Origin of the sequence: Herbiconiux aconitum (genome assembly GCF_024979235.1) — a bacterium.
Classification (GTDB): Bacteria; Actinomycetota; Actinomycetes; order Actinomycetales; family Microbacteriaceae; genus Herbiconiux; species Herbiconiux aconitum.
In genome coordinates this window covers 623,369-647,600 of sequence record NZ_JANLCM010000001.1, presented here as the reverse complement: position 1 = coordinate 647,600, position 24,232 = coordinate 623,369, and the positions used below count along the sequence as shown (strand labels likewise).

Annotated in this window: 23 protein-coding genes and 1 pseudogene; 13 read left to right on the top strand and 11 right to left on the bottom strand. The window is 69.0% G+C overall.

Annotated features, from left to right (window positions below; translation table 11 throughout):
- Positions 1–20 precede the first annotated feature (20 nt).
- Positions 21–659, top strand: a complete 639-nt coding sequence (locus N1027_RS02955; RefSeq protein ID WP_259505008.1) for a TetR/AcrR family transcriptional regulator — start codon at positions 21–23, stop codon at positions 657–659.
- 105 nt (positions 660–764) lie between these two features.
- Here N1027_RS02955 and paaZ read toward each other — a convergent pair whose 3' ends face one another.
- Positions 765–3,110 (bottom strand): phenylacetic acid degradation bifunctional protein PaaZ, encoded by a 2,346-nt coding sequence (gene paaZ / locus N1027_RS02950; RefSeq protein ID WP_259505002.1) that lies wholly within the window; start codon positions 3,108–3,110, stop codon positions 765–767.
- A 71-nt stretch (positions 3,111–3,181) separates the two neighbouring features.
- Between paaZ and N1027_RS02945 the strand changes: the two genes are divergently transcribed.
- Positions 3,182–3,592 (top strand): PaaI family thioesterase, encoded by a 411-nt coding sequence (locus tag N1027_RS02945; RefSeq protein WP_259505001.1) that lies wholly within the window; start codon positions 3,182–3,184, stop codon positions 3,590–3,592.
- A 59-nt stretch (positions 3,593–3,651) separates the two neighbouring features.
- Here N1027_RS02945 and N1027_RS02940 read toward each other — a convergent pair whose 3' ends face one another.
- A complete protein-coding gene (locus N1027_RS02940) occupies positions 3,652–4,461 on the bottom strand; it encodes a 3-hydroxyacyl-CoA dehydrogenase family protein (protein WP_372499710.1) in 810 nt (269 codons plus the stop codon).
- A gap of 71 nt (positions 4,462–4,532) precedes the next feature.
- Positions 4,533–5,309 (bottom strand): enoyl-CoA hydratase/isomerase family protein, encoded by a 777-nt coding sequence (locus tag N1027_RS02935; protein ID WP_259504997.1) that lies wholly within the window; start codon positions 5,307–5,309, stop codon positions 4,533–4,535.
- A gap of 290 nt (positions 5,310–5,599) precedes the next feature.
- On the opposite strand from N1027_RS02935, the pseudogene N1027_RS20215 reads away from it, so the two are divergent.
- Positions 5,600–5,662 (top strand): annotated as a pseudogene (locus N1027_RS20215) (pentapeptide repeat-containing protein); the annotation flags it as partial.
- Between the two features lie 56 nt (positions 5,663–5,718).
- Positions 5,719–7,257: a helix-turn-helix transcriptional regulator gene (locus N1027_RS20080; protein ID WP_259504995.1), complete on the top strand. Its 1,539-nt coding sequence runs from the start codon at positions 5,719–5,721 to the stop codon at positions 7,255–7,257.
- 171 nt (positions 7,258–7,428) lie between these two features.
- Here N1027_RS20080 and N1027_RS02925 read toward each other — a convergent pair whose 3' ends face one another.
- The gene (locus N1027_RS02925) at positions 7,429–8,436 is read right to left on the bottom strand and encodes a DsbA family protein (protein ID WP_259504992.1); all 1,008 of its coding nucleotides are present in this window, start codon (positions 8,434–8,436) and stop codon (positions 7,429–7,431) included.
- A 140-nt stretch (positions 8,437–8,576) separates the two neighbouring features.
- Here N1027_RS02925 and N1027_RS02920 point away from each other — a divergent pair, with 140 nt between their 5' ends.
- Together N1027_RS02920 and N1027_RS02915 are read left to right on the top strand one after the other, a co-directional pair.
- Positions 8,577–9,590: a metal-dependent hydrolase gene (locus tag N1027_RS02920; protein WP_259504990.1), complete on the top strand. Its 1,014-nt coding sequence runs from the start codon at positions 8,577–8,579 to the stop codon at positions 9,588–9,590.
- 52 nt (positions 9,591–9,642) lie between these two features.
- Positions 9,643–10,107: an NUDIX hydrolase gene (locus N1027_RS02915; RefSeq protein WP_259504983.1), complete on the top strand. Its 465-nt coding sequence runs from the start codon at positions 9,643–9,645 to the stop codon at positions 10,105–10,107.
- 44 nt (positions 10,108–10,151) lie between these two features.
- Here the strand turns inward: N1027_RS02915 and N1027_RS02910 are convergent, their stop codons facing one another.
- The 4 genes from N1027_RS02910 to N1027_RS02895 all read right to left on the bottom strand — a co-directional run bounded on the left by N1027_RS02910 (position 10,152) and on the right by N1027_RS02895 (position 12,705).
- Entirely contained in the window at positions 10,152–11,114 is a 963-nt protein-coding gene (locus N1027_RS02910; RefSeq protein WP_259504982.1) for an acyl-CoA thioesterase, read from the bottom strand.
- An 88-nt stretch (positions 11,115–11,202) separates the two neighbouring features.
- Positions 11,203–11,991: a class I SAM-dependent methyltransferase gene (locus tag N1027_RS02905; RefSeq protein WP_259504981.1), complete on the bottom strand. Its 789-nt coding sequence runs from the start codon at positions 11,989–11,991 to the stop codon at positions 11,203–11,205.
- A 49-nt stretch (positions 11,992–12,040) separates the two neighbouring features.
- Positions 12,041–12,451 carry a type II toxin-antitoxin system VapC family toxin gene (locus N1027_RS02900; RefSeq protein ID WP_259504980.1) on the bottom strand — a complete coding sequence of 137 codons (411 nt, stop codon included), beginning with the start codon at positions 12,449–12,451 and terminating at the stop codon, positions 12,041–12,043.
- Complete coding sequence (locus N1027_RS02895) at positions 12,448–12,705, bottom strand: type II toxin-antitoxin system Phd/YefM family antitoxin (protein ID WP_259504979.1); 258 nt, start codon at positions 12,703–12,705, stop codon at positions 12,448–12,450. Before N1027_RS02895 ends, N1027_RS02900 begins: the two co-directional genes overlap by 4 nt.
- A gap of 112 nt (positions 12,706–12,817) precedes the next feature.
- Here N1027_RS02895 and lipB point away from each other — a divergent pair, with 112 nt between their 5' ends.
- Together lipB and lipA are read left to right on the top strand one after the other, a co-directional pair.
- Positions 12,818–13,498, top strand: coding sequence for a lipoyl(octanoyl) transferase LipB (gene lipB / locus N1027_RS02890; protein WP_259504978.1), 681 nt, complete (start codon positions 12,818–12,820; stop codon positions 13,496–13,498).
- A gap of 80 nt (positions 13,499–13,578) precedes the next feature.
- Positions 13,579–14,547 (top strand): lipoyl synthase, encoded by a 969-nt coding sequence (gene lipA / locus N1027_RS02885; protein ID WP_259504977.1) that lies wholly within the window; start codon positions 13,579–13,581, stop codon positions 14,545–14,547.
- Positions 14,548–14,695: 148 nt separating this feature from the next.
- Here the strand turns inward: lipA and N1027_RS02880 are convergent, their stop codons facing one another.
- Together N1027_RS02880 and N1027_RS02875 are read right to left on the bottom strand one after the other, a co-directional pair.
- A complete protein-coding gene (locus N1027_RS02880; protein ID WP_259504976.1) occupies positions 14,696–15,109 on the bottom strand; it encodes a DUF1622 domain-containing protein in 414 nt (137 codons plus the stop codon).
- 129 nt (positions 15,110–15,238) lie between these two features.
- On the bottom strand, positions 15,239–16,912 hold the full coding sequence (locus N1027_RS02875) for an alpha-amylase family protein (protein ID WP_259504975.1): 1,674 nt from the start codon (positions 16,910–16,912) through the stop codon (positions 15,239–15,241).
- 61 nt (positions 16,913–16,973) lie between these two features.
- Between N1027_RS02875 and N1027_RS02870 the strand changes: the two genes are divergently transcribed.
- From N1027_RS02870 to N1027_RS02850, 5 genes are read left to right on the top strand one after another with little or no spacing between them, the layout of a single operon-like run.
- Entirely contained in the window at positions 16,974–17,846 is an 873-nt protein-coding gene (locus N1027_RS02870; RefSeq protein WP_259504973.1) for an aldo/keto reductase, read from the top strand.
- A gap of 28 nt (positions 17,847–17,874) precedes the next feature.
- Complete coding sequence (locus tag N1027_RS02865) at positions 17,875–19,161, top strand: glutathionylspermidine synthase family protein (RefSeq protein WP_259504971.1); 1,287 nt, start codon at positions 17,875–17,877, stop codon at positions 19,159–19,161.
- Positions 19,158–19,748 carry a hypothetical protein gene (locus N1027_RS02860; protein WP_259504969.1) on the top strand — a complete coding sequence of 197 codons (591 nt, stop codon included), beginning with the start codon at positions 19,158–19,160 and terminating at the stop codon, positions 19,746–19,748. The genes N1027_RS02865 and N1027_RS02860 overlap by 4 nt, the downstream gene beginning before the upstream one ends.
- A 39-nt stretch (positions 19,749–19,787) precedes the next feature.
- Positions 19,788–20,372 (top strand): DNA-3-methyladenine glycosylase I, encoded by a 585-nt coding sequence (locus N1027_RS02855; RefSeq protein ID WP_259504967.1) that lies wholly within the window; start codon positions 19,788–19,790, stop codon positions 20,370–20,372.
- A 35-nt stretch (positions 20,373–20,407) separates the two neighbouring features.
- Complete coding sequence (locus tag N1027_RS02850; protein ID WP_259504963.1) at positions 20,408–21,757, top strand: aminotransferase class III-fold pyridoxal phosphate-dependent enzyme; 1,350 nt, start codon at positions 20,408–20,410, stop codon at positions 21,755–21,757.
- 96 nt (positions 21,758–21,853) lie between these two features.
- Here the strand turns inward: N1027_RS02850 and N1027_RS02845 are convergent, their stop codons facing one another.
- Positions 21,854–24,163: a transglycosylase domain-containing protein gene (locus tag N1027_RS02845; RefSeq protein ID WP_259504961.1), complete on the bottom strand. Its 2,310-nt coding sequence runs from the start codon at positions 24,161–24,163 to the stop codon at positions 21,854–21,856.
- Positions 24,164–24,232 lie beyond the last annotated feature (69 nt).

The window sequence follows — 24,232 nt, the reverse complement described above, 5'->3', positions numbered from 1 at the left end:
GTCGGCTAAAGTCGGGAGCCATGAGCCAGCCACGACACACCGATCCGCCCGCGCCGCGCGGTGGCAACGGGCGGTCGGGGCGCGCTCCCTATGACCTCGCGACGGTGCTCGACATCGCGGTCGCGGCATTCAACGAGTTCGGCTACGACGCGACGTCGATGGGCACGCTCGCCGAACGTCTCGGCACGAGCAAATCGGCCATCTACTACCACGTCAGCAGCAAAGAAGACCTGCTGCGCCTCGCCCTCGAGCGCGGCCTCGGCGAGCTGGAGGGCGTGCTCACGCTGCCCGGCGCGCAGGAGGGATCGGCGGATGCGCGACTCGAGTTCGTGCTGCGCGGCGCCGTTCGGGTGCTGTGCGAGGAGCTTCCCTCGGTGACGCTGCTGCTCCGCCTGCGCGGCAACACCGAACTCGAGCGCGAGGCTCTCGCGCGCCGTCGCGACTTCGACCACGCGGTGGCCGCACTGGTCGAGGAATCGCACGCCGAGGGCACACTGCGGGCCGATGTCGACGCCCGCACCACGACGAGGCTGATCTTCGGCATGATCAACTCGATCGTGGAGTGGTACAAGCCGGGTGGCCCGCTCGCGCCCGACCAGCTGGCCGACGACGTCATCACGGTGGCCTTCGAGGGCCTGCACCCGCGCCCCTCGGCCTGAGCTGCCGCATCATCCGGACTTCGCCAATCCTCGCGCCCACCGCGCCTCCCTGCGGGCGCGGTTCGCTCCACGTTTGGAGAAGTCCGGGCACCGACGACGGGTGGGCTACTCCTTGGAAACGAGCGTGAGCACGTCGTAGGTGGCCACGACCTCGTCGCGCTGGTTGTGCAGCACTGCGTCCCAACGCACCTCGCCGTAGTCCTCTTTCTCGCGCGGCGTGATCTCCTTCGCGGTGAGGGTGACGCGGATCGCGTCGCCCGGGGAGACCGGCGTCAGGAATCGCAGGTTCTCGAGACCGTAGTTCGCGAGCACGGGGCCCGGCGCTGGGTCGACGAACAGGCCCGCCGCCCACGAGATGAGCAGGTAGCCGTGCGCGACGCGGCCGGGGAAGAACGGATTCGCGGCCGCCGCCTCCTCGTCGGTGTGGGCGTAGAACGTGTCGCCGGTGAATTCCGCGAAATGCCCGATGTCGTCGAGCGAGATCTCGCGGGCCTCCGAGTCGATCGCGTCACCGAGGCGCAACCGCGAGAGCGGCTTGCGGAACGGATGCTCGGCGCCAGAGGCGCCAGTGGCCCCGGCGGGGTCGACGCTACCGGTGGACGCGGTGGACGCGGTGGACGCGGTGGACGCGGTGGACGCGGTGGACGCGGTGGACGCGGTGGACGCGGTGGACGCGGTGGACGCGGTGGACGCGGTGGACAGGCTGGACGCGGTAGACGGGCTGGACGCGGTGGACGGGCTGGACCACGACGCCCCAGCGCCCGACAGATCCGCCTGCACGCCCGCACCCGCGCGCCACTGGCCGGTCAAGGCTGTCAGCACGGCCGGCGACCCCTGCAGAGCTGTGCGGCGCATGTAGTGCTTCACCGCGCGGATGCCGCCGAGCTCCTCGCCGCCGCCTGCGCGACCGGGGCCGCCGTGCACGAGATGCGGCACGGGGGAGCCGTGGCCGGTGCTCGAGCGGGCGTCGTCGCGGTCGAGCACGAGCACCCTTCCGTGGAACGGCGCGATGCCCGTCACGAGGGTGGCGACGGTCGACGCATCCGCGCTCGCCACCGTGGCCACGAGGGAGCCGCCGCCGCGATTGGCCAAACGCACGGCGTCGGCGAGGTCTCGGTAGCCCACGACTGAGGCGACCGGCCCGAATGCCTCGACTTCGTGCACCGCGTCCGCATCCGCATCGTCGAATCGAAGCAACACGGGCGAGAGGAACGCGCCCGAGGGCGCTGCAGAGACCGTGCCATCGGCGCGTGTGACGCGGGGTTCGTCGAGCGAGCCGTAGGCGATCCTTCCCCCACCGGCCAGCAGCGCCTCGACGCTGCGGCGCACCTCCGCCTTCTGCTCCGTGCTCGCCAGCGGGCCCATCGTGACCCCCTCGGCGCGAGGGTCGCCGAGCGTCACGCGTGCGTCGATGCGGGCGCCGACGGCGTCGATCACCGCGTCCATCACCGAGACAGGCACGATGACGCGACGGATGCTCGTGCACTTCTGACCCGCCTTGGCCGTCATCTCGGTGACCACCGAGGCGACGAAGGCGTCGAATTCCGGGGTGCCGGCGACCGCATCCGGGCCGAGGATCGCGGCGTTCAGCGAGTCGGTCTCGCAGGTGAGGCCGACACCGCCGGAGAGCACGTTCGCGTGACCGGAGAAGATCGCGGCGGTCGACGCCGATCCGGTGAATCCGACCACATCGCGCACGTCTAACAGGTCGAGGAAGCCGTGCACCGATCCGCTCACGAGTTGCAGCGAGCCCTCGGGCAGAAGGCCGGAGTCGACGATGGCGCGCACCGCCGCTTCGGTGAGGAAGGCGGTGGGTGTCGCAGGCTTCACGATGCTCGGCACTCCCGCGAGGAAGGCGGGTGCGAACTTCTCGAGCATCCCCCACACCGGAAAGTTGTAAGCGTTCACCTGGAAGGCGACGCCCGGGATGCGCGCGTAGAGGTGCTGCCCGCCGAACGACCCGTCGCGAGCCAGGTTCTCGGGCGCGCCGTCGACGATCGCGAAGGCGTTGGGCAACTCCCGCCGGCCCTTCGACGAATAGGTGAAGAGCACGCCGATACCGCCGTCGACGTCGACCAGACTGTCGCGTCGGGTGGCGCCGGTGCGGGCGCTGACCTCGTAGAGACCGGACTTGACCTCGTCGGAATTCAGGTGCTGCGCGAGGGCCTTCAGGATGAGCGCCCGCTGGTGGAAGGTGAGGTGCCCGAGCGACGCCTGGCCGACGGTGCGGGCGTAGTCGACGGCCGCAGCGAGGTCGAGTCCGTCGCTGCCGACGAGCGCGACCGGTTCGCCGGTGGAAGCGTCGAACGTCGGGACCGGTTCTGCCGACCCCTTCGCCGGCTCCTGCCACTCGCCTTCCAGATAGCTCTGCAGGATGCGGACGCCGGCGGTGGTCAGCGCATCAGCGGTGGGAGTCGGGGTGGTGCGCGAAGCGGGGGAGATCGTGGACATCAGGTGGCCTTTCCGAAGACTTGCCGAACGTTCAGTAGCATGGTGGGCACTCCGAGAGACGAGGATGCAGGATGACCGGCACCGACAGCCTTCAGCCGTGGACGATCGAACTCGGCGAGCTCGACCGCAAGATGGGAGTCGTGGTTCTCGAGCAGTCGGCCGAGCGGGTGGTGGCCACGATGCCGGTCGAAGGGAACACCCAGTCGTTCGGGCTGCTGCACGGCGGCGCGTCGATGGCCTTCGGCGAAGCGCTCGGCTCCTGGGCGGCAGTGATCCACGCCTCGACCCTCGGTAAGACGGCGGTCGGGCTCGACGTCAGCGGCACCCATCACCGAGGCGCACGCTCGGGATTGGTGACCGGCACGGCGACGGCTCTTCATCTCGGCCGCACCACGACCTCGCACGACGTGGTGCTGACCGATGACGACGGAAACCGGCTCTGCACGGTGCGCATCACGAATCTGATCATCGACAAGCGCTGAGACGAGCGGGGCGGTCGCCACGGTCGCAGCGAACCGACTGCTCGCGACATGGGCGTCGATCACTCCGGCCACGTGAAGAACCCCTCGCCGCTCTTGCGCCCGAGCTTGCCTTCGGCCACCTTCTCGCGGAGCAATGGCGGAACCGCGAACCGCTCGCCGAGTGTCGACTCGAGGTATTCGGCGATGCCGAGTCGCACATCCAGGCCCACCAGATCGGTGAGGTGCAGCGGGCCCACCGGGAACTTGTACCCGAGCACCATCGCGGTGTCGATGTCGTCGGCGGTCGCGACGCCGTCTTCGAGCATCCGGATCGCCTCGAGTGCGATCACCACCCCGAGGCGCGAACTCGCGAACCCCGGGGAGTCCTTCACGACGATCGGCGTCTTGCCGATGGCCTCGACCCAGCCGCGGGCGGCGTCGATCAGCTCGGAGGCGCTCCGGCCCCCGCGAACGATCTCGACCAGGCTCGACGCCGGAACCGGGTTGAAGAAGTGCAGGCCGCAGAAGCGCTCGGGGCGATCGAGGGTGGCTGCGATGTCGTCGATCGAGAGTGAGGAGGTGTTCGAAGCGAGCCACGCGTCACCGGGCAGCACAGCCTCGACCCGGGCGAGTACCTCCAGCTTCAGCGCCAAGTCTTCGGGCACTGCCTCGACCACGAGTCCCGCGCCGGCAAGAGGGTCGGCGGACGTGGTGAACGACATCCGCAGCTCGAGGGCATCGAGGCTCTCAGAGGTCGCCTCGCGGTCGATGCTCGCTCGAGCGGCGCGCAGCAGTTCGGATCGAGCCTGGGCCGCCGCAGCATCGTCGCGCTCGAGAACGGTGACCGATGCCCCCGCCAGCAGGAAGGCGTGCGCGATGCCCACCCCCATCCGCCCGCCGCCGGCCACGCCGACGTAATCGGGCACGCCGATCGCGCCCGGGCCCTGGGTGGCCGCCGCCGTCACCGCTTCTTCCTCTCCAGGAACGCGGTCATCCGTTCGAACTTCGCCGGCGACTCGAAGAGCACCGACTGAGCGATTTCGTCGACCTCCGGATGCGCCGCGCGGGGCGCGTGGAACACCGACTTCGTGAAGCGCACCGCCAGTGGGTCTTGCCGCGCGATGCGGTCGGCCAGGGCGTCGGCTGCGGCGAGGAGGGCGGCCGGCTCGTGCACCTCGGTGACCAGGTGCAGCGCGAGGGCTTCCTCGGCATTCAGCACGCGGCCCGCGAGCAGGATCTCCTTGGCCACCGGTTCGCCGACCAGCTCCGCGAGCCGCCAGCTCGCGCCCGCGGCGGCGATGATGCCGAGCGAGGTCTCCGGGTTGCCGATTCTCGCGGTGGTGCTGGCGATGCGGAAGTCGGCCGCGTAGGCGAGTTCTGCTCCGCCGCCGAGGGCCCAGCCGTCGATCGCGGCGATGACCGGCATCGGCAGCGCGGCGATCCGTGCGAACAGGCGGGAGTTGATGCCGGCCAGAGCGTCCGCTCGCCGCCGCTCGCGCAGTTCGGCGATGTCGGCGCCCGAAGCGAAAACGCCGCCAACGCCGCTGATGATGAGGATGCGCGGGCCGGCTTCGAGCTCGGCGCACACGGCGTGCAGTTCGTTTACCAGGGCGCGATCGATCGCGTTGCGTGTGGCGGGGCGGTCGAGGCACACGTGCAGCCGGTCGGCCCGATCGTCGACCCGACGCAGGGCTGAATCGGTGCCATCCACTACGCCGGCCTCATCCGCGTTCGCCATGGCACCCTCACTGCGCTCTACTTACTGACCATTCGTTCAGTAAGAATGCCATGACCCACCGACGCCGTCAATCGACAACGCCGTATCGCGTCCCGTTCCCCCCTCGCGCACGCATCGGGCGCCGCTCGGAGGGTGACCGTTCGTCCCTCACCCGGGCTACACTCGTCTCGTGGGCGCATCCGGGCGGGTCCGGACTTCGTAGGGGATGACGAAGCTCTGCCCACGAGCGAGCTTGGTGGGGGCTCTGCTCAGAGGAAGAGAGATTCTCGTGAGCGACCCCTCCGACCGATCTGCGGAAGGCCGACCTGCGGAAGGCCGATCTGCGGAAGGCCGACCTGCGGAAGGCCGACCTGCGGAACAGCAATCCGCGGAAGAGCGATCCGCGATCGCGCGCGAGCTGCAGGATGCGGTGTCCCGCGCCGATTGGACCGCCGTGCAGACACTCATGGAACGCAACTGGTCGGCGCTCATCATCGCCGATCCGGCCGTCATCCGTGACGCCGTCGCGGCCCTGCCCGACGCTGTCGTGGCCGCGAATCCGCGCTGGATCTCGGCCCACAACTACCTCAGCTACCTCCCGGTCGGCGATGCTCCCCGGCCGCTGCGCTTTCGCGACACCGCGCCTCCCGGACTCTCCACAGCGCTCATCGACGTTCTCGTCGAGCTCACCAGCCGTGCCGCCGCGGCGCGCGTCGCCGGACGTCTCGACCGGGCGGTGCGGTGGGTCGACGAAGCGCGCGAGGCTCTCGGCGACGCCACCGACGAGGCCGTGGTCGAGATGCGGTACTCCCTGCCCGACCTGCACAGTCAATGGGGCAAGGTGCGCGAAGCCGCGGGGCAGAGCACCGAAGCATTCCGCGAATATCAGGATGCTCACGACCTCGCCGCGGTGACCGGCAACGAACTCATCTACCGCAGCTCGGCCGGCAGCCTCGCCTGGCTGCACACGATCGCCGGGCAGACCGCCGAGGCGGAGGCCTGGCTCGACCGGGTGCCGCGCGGCGACGCGCCCGACGGGCCCCCCGACTGGACGTCGAAGCGCTACGGCGTCACCGCGCACCTCAGCCGAGCCCTCGGGCACATCGACCGGCTCGAATACGACGAGGCCGGCGAGGTGCTCGACGTCTACGCCGACGTGGCCACGGCGCCCGAATACTGGGCCGTCATCCTCTATCTCCGTGCCCGGCTCGCCCGGCACACGGGTGACGCCTGGCGGGTGCTGACGCAGATCGACTCGGCCGTGCAGAGCAGGCCGCCCGAGCTGACCGCGGAAGGAATCAGCGCACACTTCATCGCCGTGGCACGGGCTGAGCTGCACATCGAGCTGGAGCAGCCGGCGCGGGCGCGGCAAGCGCTCGCGGGGCAGCGATCCATTCCGCCGTCGTCGTACTATCTGCAGCTCGAGCAGGCGAAGGTCGACATGCTCACGGGCGACCTGCAGGCGGTGGCTCGCATCGTCGAGCCGCTGCTGACCGTCGCGACCTCGGCGCAGCGGGTGATCGCCGAAGCCCTCGTGCTGAACGCGGTGACTCGGCTGCGTGGCGGATGGGGGCGTGAGGCAGCGGAAGGATTCCAGCAGGCCCTGACACTGATCCAGTCCGCGCGACTCTATTCGGCGCTGACCGTCATTCGCCGTGCGGACTTCGACGCGCTCGTGGCGGCGGTTCCGGGGTCGGCGATCACGCCACAGGTCCGGCTCGCACTCGACCGGGTGCGGGCTCGGGGGAGCTTCCTGCCGGAGATGGACTCGACCGTGCCGCTGTCGCCGCGCGAACGCTCGGTGCTCGCGGAGCTGGTCTCCGGGGCATCCGTCGCCGAGATCGCGAACCGGTTGTTCGTGAGTCAGAACACCGTGAAGTCGCAGCTGCGAAGCGTCTACCGCAAGCTCGGGGTCGCCAACCGCGCCGAGGCCGAGCAGGCCGTCGGCCGCTTCGGGCTCCTGGACTGAGCCTGCGCCCCACCCCACCCCACCCGGCCCTGCCCCGCCTCGCCGCGCGCGCCCAGCCCGCCCCACCCCGCCCTGCCCACCGGTGTCGAAACGACGGAGATCAGTCGTGAATCGGCGCGCAGACTCCGTCGAACCCGGCCTAGCGTCGAATTCTCCGTCGTTTCGGCGGGACTACTCCGCCGGGCCGTCGGGGGTGGGGGCGGGAGTGGGTGCCGGGGTCTCGGTGGCCCCGCTGCCCTCGGTGCCCGCCCCATCCTCGCCGGCCGCAGCCGACGCCTTGGTGAAGACGTCGGTGATGAAGGTGTTCAGCGCCTCGGTGTCGTCGAGTGCTCCGGTGTAGGCCGTGCCGTCGATGACGACGAGCGGCACCGTGGTGAGCGTCGTGACATCGGAGTTCGGGATGCTCTTCTGCGCCCGAGCGGTCGCATTCCCCACCCAGTCGTCGAATTCGTTGCCCGTGATGCAGGTGGCGATGGCCGGATCGGTCGCTCCCGCTTTCTGCACGAGGGCGACGAGGGCGTCGTTGGTGAGGCCGCCGTCGGGGAGGGTGGGCTGCGCGGCGACCAGCGCGTTGTGCACGACGAGCGCCGCATCCGGGGTCGTGTTCGCCACGCAGGCGATCGTGTTGGCGGCGCGGGTGGCGTAGCTGTCGGAACTCCCAGCACCCTCGAGGGCCACCGGGTGCAACTCGATGCTCGCGTAACCGGCTGAGACGTAGGACTGCAGGGCCGATCCGTTCGCCGTCTCGAACTTCGCGACGTCGGGGCTGGAGTAGTCGACGTACTCGGTGACGCGCAGCACGGTCGCAGTGTCGAGGTCGGAGGCGACAGGTTGAGCATCCGGCTGGATCGCCGCTGTCTTCGTGGCGACGGGCGGCGCCGGGGTCGCCCCCTCGGCGGCAGAGGCGTTCGCTGGATCACCCGTGAAGATGATGCCGTCGCTCAACATGTTCAGCGGGCCGACGAAGGTGGCGCGGATGCCGTTGTAGACCGCGAGGCCGGTGCCGGCGAGAGCCAGCGCGACCACGACCGAGAGGCTCGTGATGAGGATGACGCGGTTGCGCTTCTTGCGCCGGCGCTCCTCTTCGCGCTGGATGCGGGCGATCTCGCGGGCGAGCGCCTGTCGGTCCTTCTTCGCGAGCCCGTCGTACATGCTCTTGTCGGACTTCGCTGGGCTCATGCCGCGGGTGCTCCTTGCTCGTGCCGGCTGCGTCGGCTGATCGCCGAGGTGCTTCGCATCCTGTGTCTGATCGGCAGGAAGCCGCGACGAATAGACGCTAGGGAGGCAGTCTATGAGCCCGCTATGGATTGAGTGGGAAAATGACCGACATGGCTCTTCCGCGCGTCGACACCGTCGTCACCTATCCGTCCGGTTCGCTGGTGTCGTCGGGCACCGTCGTGCACGTCGAACCGCTCGGCGACGGGAGGGTGGTGGTGCTTCTCGACGAGACAGCGTGCCATCCGGTCGACGCGGCCTGGCCCGACCAAGGGGCGGATCGGGCGACGCTGACGGTGGGTGGGCACGACCATCCCGTGGTCGACTGCGTGGTGGGGGCCACGGATGGCGCGCAGCTCTTCCTCGGTTCGGCCGTGCCGGTGCGCCCGGGCGCCGACGGCTGGGCGTTCGTGGTGGCGCACGTGCTCGCGCCCGTCTCCGCCACCGAATCGCCACATTCCGACGGAATGGCGGCAGCGATAGCGACAGATTCTGGCGATTCGATGGCGACGTCGATCGCAGCGACGGGCGGTGGACTCGTCGAGGGCGCGGCGGCGCGCGTCGAGGTTGACGCCGCGCACCGGCGGGCGCTGTCGGCGGGGCACACCGCCTGCCACCTGGCATCGCTCGCGCTGAACGAAGCGCTCGCCGGCGCCTGGACGAAGGATGTCGCACGCGACGGCCGCGGCAACCCCGACTTCGACCAGCTCTCCATCGAGACGTCGACCATCGAACCGAACGGATCGCTCGACGTCTACCGCATCGGAAAGTCCCTGCGGAAGAAGGGCTTCGCGCCGGCGGTGCTGACCGAGGGGTCGGGCGGCGGCGACGCCCCGCTCGAGGCGCTGGCCGCTGCGGTCGACGCGCGGCTCGCGGAGTGGAGCGCATCCGGGGCCCGCGTCGAGGTGCAGCGCGACGGCGACGATCGCGGTCTGAGCGCGCGTCGCACGTGGACCTGCCACCTGCCCGAAGGAGCAGTCAGCATCCCGTGCGGCGGAACGCATGTCGCCTCTCTCGCCGAGTTCGCGTCGATCCGGGTCGCGTTCGACCTCGTCGAGCAGCCGGGCGCTCTCGAACTCCGGATGCGCACGACCGCCACCCTGGCAGTGGAGGACTGAGTCCGATGCGCGAACCACGGGTGCGCCGCCGTGCGCGGCTCGGGGGTGCCGGATGCCGGTGCTGAGCGCGGGAATCCTGCCGTGGCGGCGGAGCGACGGCGGCGTCGAGGTGTGGATCGCTCACATGGGCGGGCCCTTCTGGGCACGCAAAGACGAGGGGTCGTGGTCAGTCGTGAAGGGCGAGTACGGCGCCGACGAAGAGGCGCTGGCCGCCGCGCGGCGCGAGTTCGCCGAAGAGACGGGTTCGCCTGCGCCGGAGGTCGAATACGTGGTGTTGGGAGAGTTCCGGCAGCCGTCGCGCAAGGTGATCACGGTGTTCGCGGCGGAGACATCCGCTGTGCCGGATGCGGTCGTGAGCAACACCTTCGAGCTGGAGTGGCCGCCACGTTCGGGCCGTCGGCAGGAGTTCCCGGAGATCGACGACGCGCGTTGGTTCCCGCTCGCCGAGGCGCGCGTGAAGATGCTGGCGGGCCAGCGCCCGGCCCTCGACGCCCTCGAGCGCCTCACGGCCGGCTGACCCACTCGGCCTTCCGAGGCACCGACGCTCCCCCGAGGCGCCGACTACGCAGGCACCGGCGCCGACGCGAGCGGCAGCGCCTCGAGGCCCGCTCGCAAGCGGATGAGGTCGAGGGCGTGGGCGTCGAGCCGCCGGTCCTCGTCGGAGACGAGGGTCAGCGCGGGCACCGGTCGCGAACGCCCGGTCGCGGCATCCGGCTCCACGAACACGCTCATGCACTGCGTCGTGAGCTCCAGCGCCCGCGGCGTCGACGGCGGCGCCGACCGCACGTGGATCGCGATGTGCATGCTCTGCGGCCCGGTGTGGATGAGGCGCGCGGCCACCTCCACGATGTGCCCGATCCGGATCGGCCGGTAGAAGTGGATGCCCCCCGAATACACGGCGACCGCCGACTCCGACGTCCACCCCGCAGCGCACGCGAAGGCGGCCTCGTCGATCCAGCGCATCACCGTTCCACCGTGGGCGTTGCCACCCCAGTTCGCGTCGCCGGGAGCGGCCAGGAAACGGAACACGGTGCTCGGAGTCGTGCCCTCCGGCGAATACGCCTGCTGCTGCATGGCGTCGCGGATGGCGCGGCGCGGGGCGAGCCGTTCCTCGGCGCGGGCATTGAGCATCCGATCGCTCGACGACGTCGGCGACCACGGAGGAACCTCCTGCGGTCGCCCGTGATCGTCCACCGCGACGAACACGAGGATGCAGTGCGTCGCCGGCACGAAATCGCGACTGCGCACATCCGCTGCGTCGACGGTGACGAGCACCTGCATGCTGGTGCGTCCGGTGTGGATGATGCGCGCGTGCGCTTCGATGATCTCTCCGGATGCGATGGGCCGGGTGAAATGCACGTTGCCCACGTAGGCGGTGACGCAGTACGACGAGCTCCAGCCGACGGCGCAGGCGTACCCCGCTTTGTCGATCCACTCCAGCACCCGGCCGGCCGCGACCGTCGTGCCGCCGACGGCCGCATCCTGGGGCGCCGCGAGGAATCGAAGCGTGATTCTGTCGTCCATGTTGTCAGGATTGCAGGTCACGTGCCGACTTTTCGTGAATCGATAAGAGAAGAATCGACAATCTTTCCTTGGCGTCAAGCTCGCCGGTTCACTGCTTGCGTGCCTCGATGAGCGCCCGTTCGCTGTGCGACACGAATGATCCGGTGGCCTGGATGCGCGCATGCACGGCCGCGAGCCGGTCGCGGTAGCGCTCCACCGCGAAGTCGGGCACCGTCCAGAACACTTTGCGCAGGAAGTACACCACCGCCGCCACGTCGAAGAACTCCACCTTCGTCGACTCGTGCAGCGCATCCACCACCCGGAGCCCCGCTGCCTGAGCGCCGACCACGAGATTCGCGAGGCTGCGTGAGGTGTTCTCGTCGACGGGCTGCGGGCCGAGAAAGAATTCGTACAGCTCGCGGTTCGATCCTGCCGCCACCTGCTGGGTGAGGACGGTGCCGCCGGGGTGCAGCACGCGGGCGATGTCGACCCAGTTCGTGGACTGCGGATGCCGACTCAACGCCAGATCGAACCGCTCGTCGGCGAACGGCAGGTGCGCGTTCTCGGCGACTTCCACGACCTCGCCGCGGAACAGTTCCAGGCGCTCGCGGGCCAGCGTGAGGTTGGGCGGATAGCCCTCGGTGGCCCAGACAGTCTGGGGGATGCGGCCGTCCCGCGCGCCGGCGGCCGCGAGCGCGCCGGCGAACACTTCTGCGCCCCCGGTCTGGATGTCGAGCACCGCGTCGGCCGAGGCGATCCGGTCGGCCGCGAGCCCGGCGTATCCCCACGACGGACGCTCCTCGGTCGCGCGGCCCTCGAACCACGAGAAGTCCCAGCCCGCGGTCGGCACCGCAGCGCCTTCGCCGAGCAGGTCGTCGAAACTCCGGTCGGAACTCATGTGTCAATTCTGTCCCGCCGCGCCGGGCCCGCGCTGCCTTTCCGCCGTCTCAGACGCGCACGACCGCCGGCCCGCCCAGGTCGAGCAGCACCTCGTAGTCGGCATCCTGCGTCACCACAGGCAGGTCGTTGGCGAGGGCGACGGACGCGATCCACAAGTCGTTCACATTCACGCGACGCCCGGCTTCGAACAGCCGGAAGCGCAGCCGCGCCCACTGGGCTGCGGCGCGGTCGTCAATCACCAGTGCCTCGACGTCTGAGATGCCTTCGAGGGTGGCGAGCCTGCGCGCTCGGGTCTCGGTGTCGCGCGCGGCCAGCACTCCGGCGCGCAACTCGGCCACCGTGATGACCGAGACGAAGGAGCGCATGGGCAGCTTCGAATGATCGAGCACGCGACGGGATCCGGTGGCGATGAAGACGCTCGTGTCGAGCAGACCCCGCTCGAGTCGCTCGCTTGTCACGCGATCGGGCCGAGCTCGTCGGTGGTGTCGCCCGCGAGCTCGGCGAGATCGTCTCGCAACCCCGCGTCGGCCGGAGAGTCGAGCAGCACGATCAGGTCAACCGGGCCGATCCACTCCCGCCTTCCGGAACGCACCGGCACGAGCGACGCCACGGCGACCCCGTTGGCGGTGATGGTGATGTCTTCACCGCCCTGCACGCGGCGCACCACGTCGGCGGTGTGATTGCGGAGCTCGCGGACAGGAACGGCGGTCATTCTTACAGTGTAGCCATCCGTAGCACGCCGTAGCAAGCGCGATTGAGGTTCGTTCGAGCCGGACAAGGAAGATGGATTGTTGGACTCAGTACAATTAACCTATGCTGGCCCCATGACAGACTTCGTCGTGGAAGGCGTGGGGCGGCGACTCGTCCCCTACGCCGAAGGCCTCGAGCTGCAATCGCGGCTGCACGACCAGGTGCTGGCAGGGGATGCGCCTGACACGGTCGTGCTGCTCGAGCACGAAGCCGTCTACACAGCAGGCAGGCGCACCGAGGACTCCGAGCGCCCCGTCGACGGCACCCCCGTGATCGAGGTCGACCGAGGCGGAAAGATCACCTGGCACGGCCCGGGCCAACTCGTCGGCTACCCGATCCTGCGCTTGCCCGATCCGATCGACGTGGTCGCCTACGTGCGCTCGCTCGAGAGCTTGCTGCTCGACGTGGTGATCGAACTGGGCGTCGTCGCGCACCGGGTCGAGGGCCGCTCCGGCATCTGGACCACCGTCGCGGGCACCACCTGCAAGCTCGGCGCTATCGGCATCCGCGTCGCCCATGGCGTCACGACGCACGGCTTCGCGCTCAACTGCAGCAACAGCCTCGAGCCCTACGAGCGGATCGTGGCCTGCGGCATCCGCGACGCCGGCGTCACGACCATCAGCGAGGTGCTCGGGCGCCGGGTCGATCCGGCCGACGTGGTCGACTCGGTGATGGCCAAGTTCGAATCGCCGGGCGACCGGATGCGCGACCTGGTGCGCGTGGGCCACGAGGTCGTCGCGGCGGGCGTGCGGTGAGCGGGGGTTGCGCACCGGCCGGTGGAGCGACCGCCACGACTCCGGGGAGCGCGCCCGCGCACGCGCCCGAGGGGCGCAAGATGCTGCGGCTCGAGATCCGCAACGCCGAGACGCCCATCGAACGGAAGCCTCCGTGGATCAAGACGAAGGCCAAGTTCGGCCCCGAATACCGCGAACTGCAGGCGCTGGTGAAGACGCAGGACCTCCACACGGTGTGCCAGGAGGCGGGCTGCCCCAACATCTTCGAGTGCTGGGAAGACCGTGAGGCGACGTTCCTCATCGGCGGGTCGCAGTGCACGCGCCGCTGCGACTTCTGCCAGATCGACACCGGCAAGCCCGCCGACTACGACACCGACGAGCCGCGTCGTGTCGCGGAGTCGGTCGTCTCGATGAAGCTGCGATATGCAACTGTCACGGGTGTCGCGCGTGACGATCTGCCCGACGAGGGTGCGTGGCTGCACGCCGAGACGGTGCGCAAGATCCATGAGCTGAACCCGGGAACGGGCGTCGAGATCCTCGCCACCGACTTCTCGGGCAACCCGTCGTTGCTGCAGGTGGTGTTCGATTCGCGGCCCGAGGTGTTCGCCCACAACGTGGAGACGGTGCCGCGCATCTTCAAGCGCATCCGGCCCGCCTTCCGTTACGAACGCTCGCTCGACGTGCTGACGCAGGCTCGGTCGGCGCGGTTGATCACGAAGTCGAACCTCATCCTGGGCATGGGCGAGACCCGGGCCGAGATCTCGGAGGCGCTGCGCGACCTGCACGACGCCGGTTGCGACATCATCACGGTCACGCAGTACCTGCGGCCGTCGCCGCGACACCTGCCGGTGGCGTCGTGGGTGCGGCCGGAGGAGTTCGTCGACATCAAGGAGGAGGCCGAGCAGATCGGGTTCCTCGGTGTTCTTGCGGGTCCGCTGGTTCGCTCGTCGTATCGCGCGGGGCGCCTCTGGGCGCAGTCGATGCGCCGCAAGGGCTGGGAGATCCCCGAGGCGCTGGCTCCGCTCGCAGAGGCGGCCGACGCCCCCGCGGGATTCGCCCAGGCCGTCTGAGGCGCTTCGTCGAGCCGACCCCCGGCTCGCTGCTGCACTGCCACGTCTGCATTGCCACGCCAAGCCCCGCCCTGTCGATTTTCGGGAGGAGCTGCGCAACACGACGGCCCGCACAGGGGTTCGTCTGCTCCTGCTCCTCCCGAAGCGCTCAGCCTGCCGGCTCCGAGCCGGCCGCACCGGCCGGACCACCCGCGGGCGCCGGCTCCAGCGTCGGCACCGGCCCCACGACCGGCTTCTGCCACGGCCAGCGCCCGGTGATCTCGAGCTCCAGCGAGAAGCTGAGGAAGGTGCGGATGAGCACGATCGCCCCCAGCACGGCGACGCTCTCCAGCGTCGGGGCCACGGCCACGGTGCGGATGATGTCGGCCGCCACCAGCAGCTCGAGCCCCAGCAGGATCGCGCGCCCGAGTAGCCGCCGGAACTGGGTGTACACCGGATGCTGCCGCCTCAGCCCCCGCGTCAGCGCGTTGAGAGAGGCGTACAGCGCCCCCACCACGATCGCCGTGACACCCGCGGCGTCGATCACCTGGCCGACGATCTCGATGATCCCGTAGAAGTCCATGTCCGCCCGCCTGCTCCGTCGTCACGCGTCCCGCTGCGTCGCGCCGCGCTCCGTCGCGCCGCGTCCTGCTCTGTCAGAAGCGTGGCAGCGTGCGCACCCCGATGGCAAGCAGGATGCCGGGCGTCGCCGTCAGTACTGCAGCCGCTCGCCTTCCGGGATCACCCGCAACCAGGTGAACCCGTATCCGTCGAGCGCCACCGTCGCCCGGCCTGACGCATCCGCCCGCGTCGACTCGCCCGTGAGCAGCTCGCTCAGTTCGCACCCGGCATGTGCTCGCCCGAGATCGAGCGGCACCGTCACGGGCGACGCCGCGAAGTTGTGCAGCACCACGACCTGCCGGTCGTTCCAGGTGAGCGAGTGCGCCAGCACCGACGACGACTCGACCGGGAGCACGGAGAACGCGCCCCAGCCGAATTCGGGCGCGTTGCGGTAGTGCTGCACGAGCATCCGGATGAACGAATACAGCGACGACGGGTCGCGGCGCTGCTCCTCCACATTCACGTGCTCCGGCGCGTATCCGCCCGTCACGACGGCGTTGCGCAGCCGCGAGGGTCGCGCGGCCGAGAATCCGCCGGTCGCGCCCGAGCTCCACTGCATCGGCGTGCGCACGGCCATCCGCCCCTCGGCGTCGAGGTTCTCGCCCATGCCGATCTCCTCGCCGTAGAACAGCACGGGCGTGCCCGGCATCGAGAAGAGCAGGCTGTAGACGAGACGGATGCGCCGCGGATCGCCGTCGAGCATCGGTGGCAGGCGCCGCACGAGACCACGCCCGTACACCTGCATCCGTTCTTCGGGCCCGAAGGCGGCGAAGACCTCCTGGCGCTCGGCATCGCTCAGTTTGTCGAGGCTGAGCTCGTCGTGGTTGCGCACGAAGTTCGCCCACTGCGAATCGGGCGAGCCCGCGGGGCGTGACTGCAAGGCGGCAATGAGCGCAGACGCATCCTGCCGCGCCAGCGAGAGATACATGTTCTGCATCGAGATGAAGTCGAATTGCATCGTGAGTTCGTCGCCCTCGACACCGCCGAAGAACAGTTCCTGCTCCTCTCGGGGCAGGTTCACCTCGCCGAGCAGCACGCCGTCGCCCGAGCGCCGGCCGAGGAACGAACGGAGCGACCGCAGGTAGCCGTGCGGATCGGGCAGCAGGCGAGATCCGTCGATCACGCCCGACTCGTCGAGCAGGAACGGAACCGCGTCCACGCGGAACCCCGACAGCCCCAGCTGCAGCCAGAACCCCATCACCTTCGCGATCTCGTCGCGCACCAGAGGATTCGTGATGTTGAGGTCGGGCTGGTGCTTGTAGAAGACGTGCTGGTAGTACTGCCCGGTCTTCTCGTCGAGCTGCCAGTTGCTCGTCTCCTGATCGGGGAACACGGGCGCACCGTCGCCGGTCGGGGGCGAATCGCGCCAGACGTAATAGTCGCGGTAGGGGTTCGTCTTGCTGGAACGGGCCGCTTTGAACCACGGATGCTTGTCGCTGGTGTGATTGATCACCAGGTCGGCGATCACGCGCATCCCGCGGTCCCGGGCGATCCGGATGACCTCGACGAGGTCGCCGAAGTGTCCGAGCCTCGGATCGACGCCGTAGAAGTCGATGATGTCGTAGCCGTCGTCGCGATCGGGCGTCGGATAGAACGGCATCAGCCAGACGCAGGTCACACCGAGCTCGGCCAGATAGTCGAGACGGTTCGCAAGGCCCGCGAAATCGCCGACGCCGTCGGCATTCCAGTCCATGAACGTTTCGACGTCGAGGCAGTAGATCACCGCGCTCTTCCACCACAGGTCGCTGGTATCGGTCACCTTCATGATCTCAGTGTGTGCACCCTTCCGCCGGAATGCACGAGACCGGTGCCGGGTTCTCTCCTGCATGACTTCGAACGAAAGCGCAACTCCTGCCGCCGCATCCGGAACCTTCGCCATCGGAGGCGACCTCACCGTCAACCGGCTGGGCTTCGGCACCATGCAGCTCACCGGTCCGGGCGTCTGGGGTGACCCGGCCGACCGAGCCGCCGCCATCGCCGTGCTGCGTCGCTCGGTCGAGCTCGGCGTGAACCTCATCGACACCGCGGATGCCTACGGTCCGTTCGTGACGGATGCCCTCATCCGCGAGGCCCTGCATCCCTACGCTTCCGATGTGGCCATCGCCACGAAGGTCGGCTTCACCCGCCAGGGTCCGAACCAGTGGACCCCGGTCGGCCGCCCGGAGTACCTCCGCCAGCAGACCGAGCTGAACCTGCGCCACCTCGGCGTCGATCGCATCGACCTGCTGCAGCTGCACCGCATCGACCCGAAAGTGCCGCTCGAGGATCAGATCCGTGAGCTCGCGGCATTGCAGAGCGAGGGCAAGGTGCGTCACATCGGGCTCTCCGAGGTGACGGTCGACCAGGTGGTGGCGGCTCGCGCGATCGCCCCGATCGTCTCGGTGCAGAACCTCTTCAACCTCACCGACCGCAGCGCGACCGAGCTGCTCGACTACTCAGAGGCCGAGGGTATCGCCTTCATTCCGTGGTTCCCGCTGGCCACCGGGGAGCTCTCCGGCGCCGGTTCTCCGCTCGCGGCCCTCGCGGCGACGCACGGCTCCACCCCTTCGCAGCTTGCACTCGCCTGGTTGCTGCACCGCTCGCCGGTGATGCTGCCGATTCCGGGCACCTCGTCGCTGCAGCATCTCGACGAGAACGTGGAGGCGGCGCGCATCCAGCTCTCCGACGAGGAGTTCGCGGCGCTCAGCGCCCTGAGCTGACAGGCGGGCCGCGTAGGCTCGAAGCACAATGCGACGGATCGAACTCACCCCGCGCCCTGACTGGCGGTCCCGCTTGGACGCGGTGGGGTTCAGCTTCTACGACCTCGAGTCGGAGGGCGGTCGGCCCTACTGGAACGAGTCGGCCGCCTACGTCTTCACGATGCCTGAGATCGAGTTGCTCGAGCAGGCCACGACGGAGCTCTTCGCCCGCTGCATGGAGGCCGTGGAGTTCGTGGTGCGGCAGGGGCGCTTCGACGAGTTCGGCATTCCGGAGCGGTTCCACGAGCTGGTGCGCGCATCCTGGGACGACGACGACCCCACCGTCTACGGCCGCTTCGACCTGGCCTACGACGGAGCCGGCACGGTCACGCTGCTCGAGTTCAACGCCGACACTCCGACGTCTCTGGTCGAGACGGCTGCGGCACAGTGGCAGTGGCTCGAGGAGCAGACCGCGGCCGGTTCGCTGCCCGTCGGCGCCGACCAGTTCAACGGCCTGCACGAGCTCTTGATCGAGCAGTGGGAGCACATCCGCACCGCTCGCTGGGGTCTCGCACCGGGTGCGCGGCTGCACCTGGCGTCGCTGCATGACACGGGTGACGGGGAGCTGATCGTCGAGGACTTCGACACCGTTGCCTACATGGCCGAGACCGCGGCGGCAGCGGGCTTCGATCCGAAGCTGATCTTCATGGAAGACGTGAGCTGGAGTGTCGACGACAACGTCTTCCTCGACGGTGACGATGAGCCCATCCGCCGCATCTTCAAGCTGTATCCGTGGGAGTGGATGCTCGCCGAGCAGTTCGGTGGGTTCCTCCCGGCCAGCCGCGGGGCGACCCAATGGGTCGAGCCGGCCTGGAAGCTGCTGCTCAGCAACAAGCAGCTGCTGGTGGTGCTCTGGGAACTGTTCCCCGGGCATCCGAATCTCCTGCCCGCCTTCGCCACTCCGGATGCGCTGGCCGGCCGAGCCCATGTCGCCAAGCCGCGACTGGGCCGGGAGGGCGCGAACGTGCGGCTCGTCGATGCCTCCGGTGGGGTCATCGCATCGGCGCCCGGTGCATACGGCGACGAGGGCTTCGTGTTTCAGGAGCGGGCGCGGTTCGCGCCGATCCCGGGCAAGACCGCGGTGATCGGGAGTTGGATCGTGGGGGAGACCCCGGCCGGCATCGACCTGCGCGAGACCAGCGGACCGATCACCGGCGACCTCGCCGAGTTCGTGCCGCATTACATCGATCCGGACCAGCCCGACCCGGCCGATCGCGATCCGGACGACTCCGACCCGCAGCCCCCGCATCCACACCCCACCGAGGAGACGTCGTGAAATCGGCCCGATCCACCCGTCTGACCCTCTCGGGCATCGCCGCCGGTCAGCGTGCCGGTCTGGCCCGCCCCTCGCGGGCCGCAGTCCAGCGCGGCGTGGCGGTCGCATCCATCGCGGGTGCGGTGCTCGCGCTCTCAGGCTGCGCGCCGACCGACGAGGGCATCGTGCTCGAGGGCGCCGACGGCGAGAAGTACGTCGTGCCGCAGAACGCGGAGCGGCCGATGTACGACTCGAAAGAGGACTGCATCGCCGACGTCACCGAGCAGATCGCCGTGCTGCAGCGCCAGGGCGAAGACATCGTCGACACGCCAGAGGAGCTCTGCGAGCCCTCCAGTCGCTACCCCACGGCGCACTATTCGGGCCTGTGGCTCGGCCCGTTGCTGTTCGCGGGGTCGCGTTGGGCGTCGCCGCGCGTCTCGGGTTGGGCCCCGGTTCCGAGCGGTGGATTCGCGGCGCCGGGTTCGAAGATCCAATCCGACGTGGTCTCGCCCGCCCCGGCGGGTGCGAAGGCGGGCGATCGCGCGCCCCTGAAGGGCGGCTTCGGCGGTTCGGGCAAGTCGGGTTTCGGTTCCTCCGCCGGTGGGTGAACCTCCCCGGATGTCGGACGGGGCTGAGAGGATCGACCCATGACCGATCCCGCCTCACCCGACCCGCACGACGGCACCTGCTCCTGGGCCACCGGGTCCCCCGCGATGCGCGCCTACCACGACGCCGAATGGGGCGTGCCGAGTCGCGACGACAGGCACCTCTTCGAGATGCTGACGCTCGAAGGCGCGCAGGCGGGGCTGTCGTGGTCGACCATCCTGAACCGTCGAGCGGGTTACGCGAGAGCCTTCCGCGACTTCGATGTCGAGGCGGTCGCGGCGATGACCGACGACGAGCTGGAGGCGCTCATGCTCGATGAGGGCATCATCCGCAATCGTCTGAAGATCTTCGGCACCCGCAAGAACGCGCTCGCCCTCATCCGCGTGCAGGGAGAGTTCGGCAGCTTCGCCGACTACCTGTGGGGCTGGGTCGGCGGCGAACCGATCGTCAACCATCCGAAGGGTCTGGGCGACCTCCCGCCCACCACCGAACTCTCCGACCGCCTGAGCAAAGACCTGAAGAAGCGCGGCTTCACTTTCGTCGGCTCCACGATCGTGTACGCCTATCTCGAGGCCACCGGCGTCGTCGACGACCACGTCGACAGCTGTCCTGCGAAACGGCGGTGAGACGGGAGAGAAACGGCAGCGGTTAGGCTCGAAGCATGGTCATTTCTGCCGACACCTTCTCCGTTCCGCAAGCGCGCAAGCTCGTCACCGAACTGCCCGGGCCGAAGTCGCGGGAGCTGCACGAGCGTCGCCGCAAGACCGTCTCCCGGGGCGCCGGCACGCTCGCCGACATCTACATGGACCACGGATCAGGCGCCATCCTCGTCGACGTCGACGGCAACCAGATCATCGACCTCGGCTGCGGCATCGGGGTCACCACGATCGGTCACGCGCATCCGGATGTCGCCAAAGCCGCCGCCGAGCAGGCCGGCAAGCTCACCCACACCCTGTTCACGGTCACGCCCTACGAGAACTACCTCAAGGTCGCCGAGAAGCTCGCCGAGATCACGCCCAGCGACTTCGAGAAGCGCTCGATTCTCGTGAACTCCGGTGCTGAGGCCGTCGAGAACGCGGTGAAGATCGCCCGCAAATATACGGGCCGCCGTGTCATCGCCACGCTCGACCACGCCTTCCACGGCCGCACCAACCTCACCATGGCCATGACCTACCGCCCGTGGCCCGAGCGCGCGGGCATGGGCCCGATGCCGGGCGACATCTACAGTGTGCCGATCAGCTATCCCTTCCGCGACCCGGATGGCATGACGGGCGAAGAGGCCGCCGAACGCACCATCGACTACATCACCACCCACATCGGCGCCACCGAACTGGCGGCGCTCTTCGTCGAGCCGATCCAGGGCGACGGAGGAATCGTCATCCCGGCCCCCGGCTTCTTCAAGCGCCTGAGCGAGTTCTGCACCGAGAACGGGATCGTTTTCGTGGCCGACGAGATCCAGGCGGGCATCGCGCGCTCGGGCGCCTGGTATTCGATCGAGCACCACGGCGTCGTGCCCGACCTCGTCACCAGCGCCAAAGGTATCGCCGGCGGCTTCCCGCTCGCCGCCGTCACCGGCCGCGCCGAGATCATGGACTCCGTGCAGCCCGGCGGCATCGGCGGCACCTTCGGTGGCAACCCGGTCTCGACGGCGGCAGCGCTCGCCGTCTTCGACCTGATCGAGCGCGAGAACTTGATCGCCGAGGCGCAGCGCGTCGAACGCGCCTTCTTCGCCCGCATCGGTGACTGGGCGTCGAAGTACTCCGTGGTGGGCGAGGTTCGCGGAAAGGGCGCGATGTTCGGGGTCGAGCTCGTGCATCCGGGCACCAAGAAGCCCAACCCCGAGGCGCTCACGGCAGTCATCAAGCACGCCACCTCGAACGGCGTCATCGTGCTCGATGCCGGCAGCTGGGACAGCGTGCTCCGCTTCCTCCCGAGCGTCGTCATCAGCGAGGAGCTGATCGACGATGCCGCCACGGTCATCGAGCAGAAGCTGGCCGAGCTCTCCGCCTGACCGCGCTCCGCGCCTGAGCCGCGGACTTCTCCAAACGTCGCGCCGACCTCGGCGGTATAGCCGGGGGGTTCGCACGACGTTTGGAGAAGTCCGGACTCATTCCGCGGGGTCGGCCGCCGGGGTCGACGGGGGAGTGGGGCCGGGGTCGACCGGCGGCGCCGGGTCGACGGGCACGACCGGCGGCACCGGGGCGTTCGGAGTCGAGGTCGGCGGCGCCGTGGGGGTCGGCGTGGAGTCGGAATCGGATTCCGAATCGTCGTCGTCGAAGCGCGACGACGAGCCGTTCACCAGCGCCCGATCGGGATCGGGGAAGTCGCCGCCGCCGAGCACGTCGTCGTTCGCGGTCATCACCGAGCGCCAGATGCGATGCCGCACCGTGCTGCCCGCATAACCGTTCGGATCGACCTCCGTCATCGACACATTGCCGTTGACGTTGCCCACCCAGACCGCGGTGGCGGCGGCCGTGGAGGCGCCCACCATCCAGGTGTCCTTCTCGTTGTCGGTGGTGCCGGTCTTGCCGATGTGGGTGATGCCGTCATCCGGATCCGAGGCGGTCGCCGTGCCGCTCTCGATCGGCCCGAGCATCGCGTAGGCGAGGGTCGACGCGATCGACGGATCGAGCGCCTGGGCGCAGTTCGCCTGCGGGGGCGTGAGCTCGGTGCCGTCGGGGCCCTCGATCTTGTCGATCGCGACCGGTGCGCAGAACAGGCCGTTCGCCGCGATGGCTGCATAGGAGGCCGCCATCGTCACCGGCGCGATCTCGTTGGTGCCGAGCACCGACGAGGGCTGGGTGTCGAGGTCGGCGCCGTCGGCGCGGTGCACGCCGAGCGAGGCTGCGGTGTCTTTGATCTTGCAGAGGTCCATCTGCTGCGCCATCGCCACGAAGGCGTTGTTCACCGAGTTGGTCAGAGCACTCTGCACCGACATGGTGCCGGGCCGGGAGCTGCCGTCGTTCGCCGGCTCCCACGGGCCGCCGAGCGTCTGGCAGGAGTTCGGGAAGGTCGACATGTCCCACTCCCGCTCGTTGCCGCTCACGCGGTCGGAGAGGGTGTGGCCCTGTTTCAGCCATTCGGCCAGCGCGAAGACCTTGTAGGTCGAGCCGACCTGGAACCCTGAGGAGCCCCCGTAGTCGATGTCGGTGTTGTAGTTGACCGCGGTCGCACCCGGCGCCGCGGTGTCGGGGTCGTCGTCGAAGGTGGTGTTCTGGGCCATGGCGAGGATGCGGCCGGTGCCGGGCTGCACGGTGACGATCGTCGAGCCGAGGTCGGCCCCGTCGTAGCTGGCCGGGATGTACTCCTGCATGGTCTCGTTCGCGTTGGCCTGCAGATCGGTGTTGAGGGTGGTGTAGATCTTGTAGCCGCCCTGCTTGAAGTTCGACCAGCGCTGATCCGCGGAGTCGCCGAAGCTGGGGTCGTTCTTCACGATCCAGGTCACGTAGTCGCAGAAGTAAGCTGCCCCGTTCGCCGCAGCCTGACATCCGGTCGTGGGCTCGGTGATGTTGGGCGTCACCGGCGTGGCAACCGCCTCGTCGTATTGCTGCTGGGTGATCGCCTTGTGCTTGAGCATCGAGGCGAGTACGTCTTCATTGCGCCGAGCCTCGTTGTCCGGGATGTTCTCGGGCTCGTCGATCCGCAATCCGTTCGGTTCGTTCACGGTGGCGGCGAGCGTCGCGGCCTGGGCGAGGCTCAGATCGCGGGCGCTCACGCCGAAGTAGTACTCCGCGGCCGCTTCGATGCCGTAGACCGAGCCGCCGAAGTTCGCGATGTTGAGGTAGCCGAGCAGGATGTCGTCTTTGGAATACTGTTTCTCGAGCGCGATCGCCAGCCGCATCTCCTGCAGCTTGCGGTCGAGCGACTCGGTGGTGGCCGACTCGTAGGCGGCTTCGCGCTGGGCGGGGTCGTCGATCATCTCGGCCTGCTGCACCAGGATGTTGCGCACGTACTGCATGGTGATGGTGGATGCGCCGCTCTCGACGCCGCCCGACGTCACGTTGCCCACGGCGGCCCGGAGGCTCGACGCGATGTCGACGCCGTGGTGGTCGTAGAAGCGCGGATCTTCGGTGGAGACCACCGCATCCTTCACATACTGCGACACGTCGTCCCACTCCACTTCCTGCCGGTTCTGGTCGAACACGGTAGCCAGGAGAGTGTTCGATCCGTCGCTGTTGGTGGCGTAGATCTCCGACTTCTGCGCGAGGGTCGTGGGTCGGATGTAATCGGGCAGGCTGTCGAGCACATCCACCGACCGGGAGGCGTAGACACCGGTGACGGCCATCGCCGGCACGGCCAGCACGGTCACGAGCAGAGCGGCCACCACACTGAGCAGGGCGATCATTCCGACCGGGCGTTTTGTGCCGTCGACGACGCGCTGAAAGCGCTCGGTGAAGCGGTTGAGACGTTCGGGCATATGCGCCAGGGTACGACGTCGCGATTTGAAGACCCTGAATCAACCTGGGTGTTGCATGTGCCGGCGGTG